We start from the raw sequence: 9837 nt of genomic DNA on the forward strand, positions 1-9837 counted from the left end.
GCACGAGCACCTCGGCGGTCCGCCCGCGGCCGCGAAGGGCCCTCACCTGGTCGCAGCCTTCACGCCCCCTCTCAAACCGGCCCGGCCTCCAACACCGCCCGCCAGGGTCAAGCCAAATGACGGGTTCCCCATCACCACCGGGCGTGATCACGGACGGCGACGGCACCGGGTGTGGCTTCGGTTGACTCCTGTGACGGCTAACCGCTATTCATGGGCTAGCCGTTAGGGGGACGCATGCAAGAGGTGGTGCTGGCGATGCTCGCGAAGGAGCCGTCGCACGGATACCACCTCCGTGAGTGGCTGCGGCGGGCGCTCGGTCCGCTCGGAGAGTCGATGAACGCGGGCCAGATCTACGTGACCCTGGCCCGGCTGGAGCGAGCGGGACTGGTCGTCCGCGAACAAGCGGAAGGGCCGCCGGACCGGAAGGTGTACGCACTGACACCGGCCGGACAGCAGCGGGTGACCACCTGGCTGACCGAGGTGAACTGGCCGAAGCAGGACCTGGCCGAGCTGCACCTCAAACTCGCGGCGGCGCGAGCCGCCCGGCTCGCCGATCCGGTGGAGCTGGTGGCCGCGTACCGCCGCGAGTTGCTGAGACGTCTGCGGCAGGCACAGCGCGCGCTGCTGGCCGAGCCGGACGGCTCCGCCGCCGGCCTGCTGCTGGAGGGCGTCGCTCTGCGGCTGCAGGCGGATCTGCGCTGGTTGCGGGCCTGCGAGGAATTCTGGGCAAGGGCCGAGAACAAAGCTGAGGATGAATGAACCAGTTCCACGCGGTGCTGCGGACCCGCGACCTGTCAAGGACCCATGGCCGGGGGGAGAGCCTGGTTCACGCGGTGGACGGCATCGACCTGGACGTTCAGGCCGGCCAGATGCTGGCCGTCATGGGCCCCAGCGGCTGCGGGAAGTCCACCCTGCTGCACCTGCTGGGCGGCCTGGAGCGGCCCACCGACGGCGAGGTGTGGCTGGGCGGCCGGCGCATCGACGCCCTCAGCGAACGGGCCCTGGCCCAACTGCGCCGCCGGTCGGTGGGTTTCGTCTTCCAGGCCTTCCACCTGGTCGAGGAACTGTCGGCCGCGGAGAACGTCGAGCTGCCCGTGCTGCTGGCCGGACGCTCGCTGCGCGAGGCCCGGCGGCGTGCGGACCGGTTGCTGGAGCAGGTGGGGCTGGACGACCGGGCCCGGCATCTGCCCTGGCAGCTGTCGGGCGGCCAGCGCCAGCGAGTGGCCATCGCCCGCGCCCTGGCCAACGAGCCACTGGTGCTGCTGGCCGACGAGCCGACCGGAAACCTGGACACCGCGGCCACCCTCGACGTGCTGCGGCTCTTCGAGGACCTGCGTGCCGCGGGGCAGACCCTCGTGATCGTCACACACGACGAGCGGGTCGCGGCCACCGCGGACCGGCTCGTGTCGATGCGTGACGGCAGACTCGTCGACGACATCTGGATGGCGGACCGCAGGCAGCCGGTGGACGGCGTTCACGGGTGGGAGAGCTGACCGTCATGGGCCGCATCCTGCTCGTGTTCCGCCTCGTCCGGTCCGACCTGCGCCGCCATCCCGGCCAGGCCGCGATGCTTCTCCTCTCCCTCACGGTCGCCACCGGCATGCTGGCCCTGGGCGGGGCGACCGAGACGCTCTACCGCCACACCCGCGCCGCCACCGCCGGTCCGGACGTGGTGGCGGTCTCCCCCGACGACTCCGCGGCCGCGGCACACACTCAGGCCGCGCTGACCAGCGACCCCGCGGTCGCCGCCCACAGCGGTCCGTACCTCCAGTACTACTCGAAGCTCTCGGCGAAGGGCTCCACCTCGCACGTGGTGGTGATGTCCGCCGACACCGAACCGGGCACGGTCGACCGCCCCCTGGTGACCTCCGGCACCTGGGTACGCTCCGGAGGCGTCGTGGTCGAACGCGGCTTCGCGACCGCGCTGGGCGTCCACGTCGGCGACCACGTCACCGTCGCCGGCCGCTCCATGCCGGTCGTCGGGACAGCCGTGAGCGCTGCCACCACCGTCTATCCGTTCGCACAGCTGACCGGTCCCGCCGGCGGGCCCAGCGACTACAGCGGCCTGGTCTGGATGAGTGAACCGGACACCCGGGCGCTGTCCTCCAAGCACCTGCCGGCGGCCTCCCTCCTGTACCTGAAACTGCACGACCCGGACGCGACCCGGACGTTCCTGAACGCACACCGTGGTCCCTCGGTCTACGCGACCTTCTTCAGCTGGCAATTCATGATCGTCCAGGATGGCTCGATCATCGTGGGCACCCAGCCCATCCTGGTCATCGGCAGCTGGCTGCTGAGCTTCCTCGCCATCGCCGGCGTGGCCACCCTCGCCGCGGGTCGCGCAGCCAAGCAGACCCGCCGCGTGGGACTCCTCAAGGCCGTCGGTGCCACCCCCGGCCTCATCGCCGCGGTCCTGCTCAGCGAATACGTGGCCCTGGCACTCATCGCCGACGTCCTCGGTCTGCTGGCCGCACGGTTCACCCAGCCCATCGTCGTCAACCCCACCGCCAGCCTGCTGACCACTTCCGCCGGGCCGAGCGGCGGCGTCATCACCATCACCACCGTCGTCGCCCTTGCCGTGGCGCTCCTCACCACCCTCGGCCCGGCCTTGCGAGCCATGCGCACCGAAACCGTCGCCGCGCTGTCGGACGCGGCGCGCCAACCCGATCAGCGGGCCCGCCTGACCCGACTGGCCGCGATGCTGCCGGTACCGGTCCTCCTCGGGCTGCGTCTGATCGCCCGTCGGCCCGGCCGCGCGTTCTTGCAGGCGTGCAGCATCACCGCCACCGTCATCACGATCACCGCACTCCTGATGATCTTCGTCCAGCGCCAGGTGAGCTATGGGATCGACTCGCCCCGCCTGGGCAATCTGGAGGACGCCCAAAGCCGCCACATGATAATCGCCGTCGCCGCGGCACTGGTCACCCTCGCCGCCGTGAACACCCTTACGACCACGTGGACCACGGCGCTGGAGGCTCGGCACACCATGGCCGTCGCACGCACGCTCGGCGCCACCCCCGGACAGGTGACGGCCGGTTTGTCCGCCGCACAGCTTCTGCCCAGTGTGCCGGGCGCCGTCGTCGGCATCCCCCTGGGCATCGCCTTCTGCTGGCCCTTCAGCCACGCGGGGACGATCTACCCTCCCGCGTGGTGGCTGTTCGCCGGCGCGTCCGCGACGGTACTGGTCACAGCCGCGTGCACCGCCCTGCCCGCCCGCACAGCGGCCCACCGGTCCGTCGCACAGACCCTCAGCGCCGAAACGACGTGAGCGTGACTCGGGTCTGTCCGCTCCGCACACCCGACAGACCCACAGTCCAGCGTCGGCCGAACTGGAACAGCGTGGTGTGACCGGCTTCGGCCCCGGCACGGCGTGTATCCAGCAGCCGGTGCTGTGGTCGTCCCCTCCGAAATGACCACAGCGGCTGAAGCACCGGCGAGGCGTCCGGAAGCCGGCGACGGTCGCTCCGCCGCGCTGACATCACGACACCCTCGCCGACAATCGATCAGGAGTCCCAGCCGTCGGTCACCGCCGTCGTCGTCCCTGGGAAAACCGCTCCGACCGGCGCCTCGACCCACTCAACCAGCAGCATGGACTCCGACAAGAGGGCGATCTCGCCGGCGCTCGGCGCATCCGGAAGCTCACTCGCGACAGGGCAGATCGGAGCCGCTCAGCACGAGCGCCGCGGTGAGGATCTGTGGTGGCTTCGTCGACATCTGCTGCCGCTGGTCGAGCAGGTCGAGCCGCTTACGGAGCCGCACATCGAGCTCAGCGGCCTTGCGGTGGAGACTCTCGGAGGACTCCTTGGGTTTCTCGCCTCTGCGTTCCTTCTTGGAGGCCGCCGCGGCGTCAAGGCGCAGCCGCTCTCTCTCTGAGGTCAGGCGTCTGGTCACCAGATCACGGGTCCTGACCAACTCGGCCAGGCGACGGGGCTGGACCTCGGCCAGGTATGCGGGAAGCTGGTTGGCGATGATCCAGCTGGTCGCCTTGGACTCGGCGTCCGCCAGCCAGGACAGTCCGTACACGATGTCGGCCGCCGTACCGTCAGGCGCCTCGGCGCAGTCGAGGTAGGGCGCGGGGCCGGCCGGGCGCACGGTGCCGCGGCTGTCGACGTAGGCGTAGGAGAACCGTCGGGCCACCGACTCGCCGGTACCGTCCACGACCTCTTCGACGACCCCGACGAGGAGGTGTGGCGCGTCGAGAGTGGCCGAGACGAGCACGGTGCCCCGGTTCAGGGCGCTCCCGAAGTTCCGGATGGTTTCCGTCATGACGGCGTCGTGCAGCGGGTGGCCGGGGGCGAGCAGGTCGACGTGGGCGCGGTCGTCGGGCTGGACCCGGCCGAGGTCGAAGGTGATGTGGCCGTACCTGGTGGCGATGGGACCGTTGCCCGCCGCTCGGACGTGCTGCGGCACGTGGGCGATCTCGTAACGGCCCTGTGCCCGCTTGACGATCCGGCCGCCGAGCCGAGTGAAGGCGTCCTTGAAGGCCGACTCGATGCGGTGCGGCTCAAGACGCCGGGCGCGGGCATCGTCCATGGTGACGCGCAGCAGACAAAGATCGGCATCCGAGAGGTGCTCCGAAGCGAGCGCGCGTTCGTCCAGGAGACTCCTGAGGCCGTCTCCGACGGTACTGTCAATGACCTCGTGCATCCTGCCCTTGACAGCAGGCTGCTCACCGTACTGGATCGCGTCGAGGAGCAGGTCTCGCAGCGGGGTCTCGGCGAACGCCTCGCCCAGGACGTCGAAGACCTTTCCGCCGTACGTCTCGCGCATCTGGTCGAGTTTCTCCAGCAGGCGTGTGAAGACCTCGCCCTCGCGGGTGTTGGAGGCGACGAGGTTCCAGAGCCGGCAGACCTCCTCCTGACCGATGCGGTGAATGCGGCCGAAGCGCTGCTCGATGCGGTTGGGGTTCCAGGGCAAGTCGTAGTTGATCATCAGGTGTGCGGCCTGCAGGTTGAGACCCTCGCCTGCGGCGTCGGTGGCCAGCAGGATCCGAACGTCGCGGTTCTTGGTGAACTCCTCGGTGATCTGACGGCGCTCGGGCCGGCGCACGCCGCCGTGAATGGCCTTGACGGCACCGGGTCTTCCGAGCAGCGAGCCGATCTTGGCCTGCAGATAGCGGAGGGTGTCGCGGTGCTCGGTGAAGACGATCAGTTTCCGCGGGTGCCCCTCGGCGTCCGTCACCAGTGCGTGGTCCCTGAGCAGGGCGGACAGCTCGGTCCACTTGCGGTCCGTGCCCGTCTCGCGGACCCGCTGCGCCGTCCGCACCAACGCCCTCAGCTCGACGAGTTCGGCATCGAGTTCGTCGACCGTCCGTGCCGCCGTCGCGGCGTCGAGCAGTTCCTCCTCGATCTCCTCGATCTCCTGGGCGTCGAAGTCGTCGTGGTCGAAGGAAGCGAGGTCGACGGTGGGCACGGTCTCCCGACAGGTGCCGTCGAGGATCTCCTGCTTCCTGCGCTCCAAGCGCTCGGTACGCCGCATGAGGCTCTTGCAGATCGCCTCGGGACTGGAGGCCAGCCGTCGCTGCAGCACGGTGAGTGCGAAACCCACGGTGTTCTTGCGTGTGCCGCCGATACGGTCGGCGCGGTTCATCCCCTCCCGGACATAGCGGGTGACGTCCTCGTAGAGTTCGTACTCGAGCGCGGTGAGCTCGTAGGGGACGGTCTCCGCCACTCGCTCGGGAAAGAGCTTCCTGCCCTCGAAGGTGAGCAGGTCCTCCTTGATCATGCGCCGCATGATCCCGTCGACGTCGGTGCTCCCCCTTTGTCTGCCCTCGAACCGGTCACGGTCCAGCAGGGTGAGGAAGAGCTGGAAGTCCTCCTCCTTTCCCGAGTGCGGCGTCGCGGTCATCAGGAGCAGGTGGCGGGTGATCTCTCCGAGCATCTCACCGAGCTGGAACCGCTTGGTCTTCTCCACTTTGCCGCCGAAGTAGTGACCACCCATGCGGTGCGCCTCGTCCACGACGATCAGGTCCCAGTCCGTCTCGCGGAGCTGTGCCTTCAGGCGCTCGTTGCGGGAGAGCTGGTCCATGCGCGCGACGAGAAGCGGGTGGGCCTCAAAGACGTTGAGATGGGGCTGCGAGTCGGCGAGCTGGTTCGTGAGCAGGTCGAAGCGGAGGCCGAACTTGAAGAAGAGCTCGTCCTGCCACTGATCGACCAGTCCTCCCGGAGCCACGACGAGGCACCGTTTGACATCGTCGCGCAGCAGAAGCTCCTTGATGTAGAGCCCGGCCATGATCGTCTTTCCCGCACCCGGGTCGTCCGCGAGCAGAAAGCGCAGCGGCGTACGGGGTATGAGCTCGCCGTACACGGCGCGAATCTGGTGCGGGAGCGGCTGGACGTCGCTGGTCGCCACGGCCAGCATCGGGTCGAACAGGCCCGCCAGCGAGATCCGCTGCGCCTCAGCGACCAGCTTGAAGTCGCGTGGGGTCGCGTCGAAGGCGCGACTGCCGCTGCGGGCGATGCTCAGCCTGCCCTCATCCCTGCGGAAGACGATCTGCTGATCGAGGACACCCCCTGCTGTCTTGAAGGTCAGCTCGACCGCGTTCCCTCCGTGCGGCTGGGCGGCGATGAGCGTGACGACCTCCGCCGGTACGAGTCCGTCGATCCGCAGACCCGGCCTGAGCTCCTCGAGCAACACGTGCGCAACCTCCGCTTGGCAGCCTGCGAACGCTACTCGGACGTTCCGGCAATGTCGTGATCCCGTCGACTTGATCGAACGAGGTCGCTAATCTTCCCAGAGGTCATGCGAGTCGGCGGGGGCAATGGAACGAGAAGCACGTCACCACCTGCGTGGTGTGGTGGACGAGGTGAGCGGTTGGCACAAGCTCGCGGCAGGCATCGCCGAGCAACGTGAGACCGTCCAGTCAGCGGCGGAGGACGCCGCCCGGCAGCTCCTCGACCGCATGGTCCCGCTCGGGACCGAGACCACCGCCTCATGGCGCGTCCTGCAGGTCTCGCCGTCCGATGCCGGCCCGCTGACCGCCCTGGCCCGCCGCCAAGCACTTCCGGCGATCACAGCCGACACCCAGCAGGGCATCCGTAGGCTGACCGACGACGCCGGCCGGGCGTTGACGGCCGTCCGCGCGTTGTTCGGTGCCCGCCGGATCTTCTCCGGCAAGAACCGCAAGGAAGAGGCGGAGCAGGCTGCCGCCCGCCTCCTGTCCCTCCACGAGGAGGTCACGAGCACCCGACTCGTACCCGGAATGGAAGGCCTGGCGGCGTGGGACGGGAAGGCCGTCCCGGCAGTCGGGCCCTCGGACGTCCTCGACGAGAGGGTTGGCTTCGACCAGCGCCTCGGCACCCCGGCCGAACTCGTCGGGCGGCATGAACTGGATGCCGCCAAGACCGCGATCACCGCGATCGACCAGGCTCTGCACCGCGAGAGCGAGTTCAGAAAGGCCGTCGACGGCGCAGGCAACGCCGTCCGACAGGCCGAGGTGCGCAAGCTGGTCGCCGAGATGCCCGTCGAACGGCTCAAGGACGCGACCAGCGGCCAACTGCGTATCACGGCGCTGATGGATGCCGGAATCAGGAACGTGCAGCAAGTCCTCGACCAGCAGTCACGGATCCGGTCGCTCCCAGGGGTCGGTGACACGACGGGCAACCGGATGGTCGGCGCCGCGCGGACAATCTGGCAGACCACCATGGACGAGATGCCGATCCGCATCGACGTCAAGAACCGCTCACAAGCCACCACGACGCTCCTCGCGGCGCTGCGGGCCTGGGACGCGGCGCGCTCGATCCGCAGCGCGACGGCGGACCTCGCCGCCGCCGACGCGGTACGGCCGCTCCTCCACAACCTCGATGCCCGGACCTCCCACGTGGTGCTCGTCCCCCAGACCCGGACCGTCGCCGAGTTGCGTACCGCGCTGGCCGCCGTCGAGAGACGCGGGGCGGTGCTCGACACTGGGACCGGCACCGCCGGCGGCGACCCCTGGGAGGACTTCCTCTCCCGGCCGGCCGACTACTACGCGATGCTCGCGGAGCTCGGATTCCTGGCCGACGACGCCGAGAAGAGCCAGGGCGACCTGCCGGCCGAGATCGTCGAGGCGGTCAGGGAGCTCACTCTCGACACCACCCACCTGAAGGCGTCCCTGCGCGGATACCAGTCCTTCGGCGCCCGCTTCGCGATCGTGCAGCGGAAGGTCGTCATCGGCGACGAGATGGGCCTGGGGAAGACCGTCGAATCCCTCGCCGTGCTCGCCCACCTGCGGGCCAGGGGCTCCTCCCACTTCCTGGTCGTGTGCCCGGCCGCCGTCGTGACCAACTGGGTACGCGAAGTCCAGGCCAAGTCCGCTCTGCGGGCGTACCGCCTCCACGGGCCCGCGCGTGACGACGCGCTGAAGTCCTGGATCCGCGGCGGTGGGGTCGCGGTCACCACCTATGACATCCTCGGATGGGTGGACGGCCGGATTCCCGAAGGCGCCGAACCGGCGTGCGTGGTGTTCGACGAAGCGCACTACATCAAGAATCCGCACGCCAAACGAACCCAGCGCTCCACGGCCCTGATACAGCGATCCGAGCGAGCGCTCCTCCTCACCGGCACCCCCCTGGAGAACCGGATCGAGGAATTCCGCAATCTCGTCGGTTACCTCCGGCCGGACCTTCCGGTCAACGCCTCGGAGATCTCCCCTCGCCAGTTCCGGAAGCAGGTGGCACCGGCCTACTTGCGGCGCAATCAGGAAGACGTCCTCACCGAGCTCCCGGAACGGCTCGACATCGACGAGTGGTTGCCGATGTCCGGCGCCGATGAGCAGTACTACCGAGCGGCCGTCGTCGAAGGCAACTTCATGGCCATGCGCCAGGCCGCCCTGCGCGCCGGGGCCAGGTCCGAGAAGATGCAACGCCTCGTCGACATAGTCCAGGAGGCGGAGGAGAACCAACGCAAGGTGCTGGTCTTCTCCTACTTCCGTGACGTCCTCGACGCAGTGGTGTCGAACCTCCCGGGGACGGTGTTCGGGCCACTGACCGGCTCCGTACCCGCCGCGACGCGACAGAGCATGGTCGACGACTTCTCCCGGGCCCCCCATGGTGCCGTCCTGGTCGCACAGATCGTGGCGGGCGGCGTGGGCCTGAACATCCAGTCGGCATCGGTCGTCGTGATCTGCGAGCCTCAGCTCAAACCGACGACCGAATGGCAAGCGATCGGCCGCGCCCACAGGATGGGGCAACTGGAATCGGTGCAAGTGCACCGCCTGCTCTCCGAAGAGGGCGTGGACCAGCGCATCATCGAGATCCTGGCACGCAAGAACCAGCTCTTCGCGGATTTCGCCCGGGTCTCCGAGACGGCGGACAGCGCCCCGGAAGCGTTCGACATCACGGACGCCGAGCTGGCACGGGAAATCGTGGCGGCCGAGCGCGAGCGCCTCCTCTCAGGCGGCTGAAGGCATCGAGACACGGAGCCGGCTGCGGTCGGCCGATCCGAGCACTCTCATGTCTCACCGCCGTCACACGGGGAGCCTGACGAGACCGGCCGGATCTCGTCCCATCGCTCGAATGACCGGGTTGCCGGCGCTCTGCCCGCGGGAGGCCGGCGGCAACGCGGCCGGCCAGCTCGCCGTCGGCGAGGGGCATCGGGCCGGTGACCCGGCACCTCCCAGTCGTCGGCCCAGCCGATGGTCATCCCCGGCCGGCGTCGCACGCCGGGTAGGCACTTCCCGCATCCGCCGTAGGGGCGTGCGATCACGTTCAGGTCCGTACCGCGCAAGGCTTCTCCGTTTCGAACGCGCACGGTACGGAGATATGGCGGCCACGCCCAGAACGATCTTGCTCAGGCCAGAAAGCTCAGCCGAACCTTACGGTCGGCATTGTCTTTGTTGGTGTCCGCCAACCTCCGCTA

The 9837-nt window shown here is 69.0% G+C and carries 5 protein-coding genes; 4 read left to right on the forward strand and 1 reads right to left on the reverse strand.

All coding sequences use genetic code 11. The annotated features are described in order from the left end of the window. Positions 1 to 234: 234 nt before the first annotated feature. The 3 genes from LQ326_RS22900 to LQ326_RS22910 are packed head-to-tail and all read left to right on the forward strand — an operon-like array spanning position 235 to position 3268. Entirely contained in the window at positions 235 to 759 is a 525-nt protein-coding gene (locus LQ326_RS22900) for a PadR family transcriptional regulator (protein WP_234539269.1), read from the forward strand. Next, positions 756 to 1493 (forward strand): ABC transporter ATP-binding protein, encoded by a 738-nt coding sequence (locus tag LQ326_RS22905; protein ID WP_234539271.1) that lies wholly within the window; start codon positions 756 to 758, stop codon positions 1491 to 1493. The genes LQ326_RS22900 and LQ326_RS22905 overlap by 4 nt, the downstream gene beginning before the upstream one ends. After that, complete coding sequence (locus LQ326_RS22910; protein ID WP_234539273.1) at positions 1481 to 3268, forward strand: ABC transporter permease; 1788 nt, start codon at positions 1481 to 1483, stop codon at positions 3266 to 3268. The genes LQ326_RS22905 and LQ326_RS22910 overlap by 13 nt, the downstream gene beginning before the upstream one ends. Positions 3269 to 3639: 371 nt before the next feature. On the opposite strand, the gene LQ326_RS22915 is transcribed toward LQ326_RS22910, so the two are convergent. Continuing rightward, entirely contained in the window at positions 3640 to 6636 is a 2997-nt protein-coding gene (locus LQ326_RS22915; RefSeq protein ID WP_234539274.1) for a DEAD/DEAH box helicase, read from the reverse strand. 169 nt (positions 6637 to 6805) lie between these two features. Here LQ326_RS22915 and LQ326_RS22920 point away from each other — a divergent pair, with 169 nt between their 5' ends. Continuing rightward, positions 6806 to 9382, forward strand: a complete 2577-nt coding sequence (locus tag LQ326_RS22920; protein ID WP_234539276.1) for a DEAD/DEAH box helicase — start codon at positions 6806 to 6808, stop codon at positions 9380 to 9382. The last annotated feature ends 455 nt before the right edge of the window (positions 9383 to 9837 follow it).

The sequence above is a fragment of the Streptomyces shenzhenensis genome (assembly GCF_021462265.1).
Classification (GTDB): domain Bacteria; phylum Actinomycetota; class Actinomycetes; order Streptomycetales; family Streptomycetaceae; genus Streptomyces; species Streptomyces shenzhenensis.

Excerpts from the sequence above, each read along its gene's own strand:
- LQ326_RS22905 (WP_234539271.1), top strand. The coding sequence starts at position 756 with ATGAACCAGTTCCACGCGGTGCTGCGGACCCGCGACCTGTCAAGGACC.
- LQ326_RS22900 (WP_234539269.1), top strand. The coding sequence starts at position 235 with ATGCAAGAGGTGGTGCTGGCGATGCTCGCGAAGGAGCCGTCGCACGGA.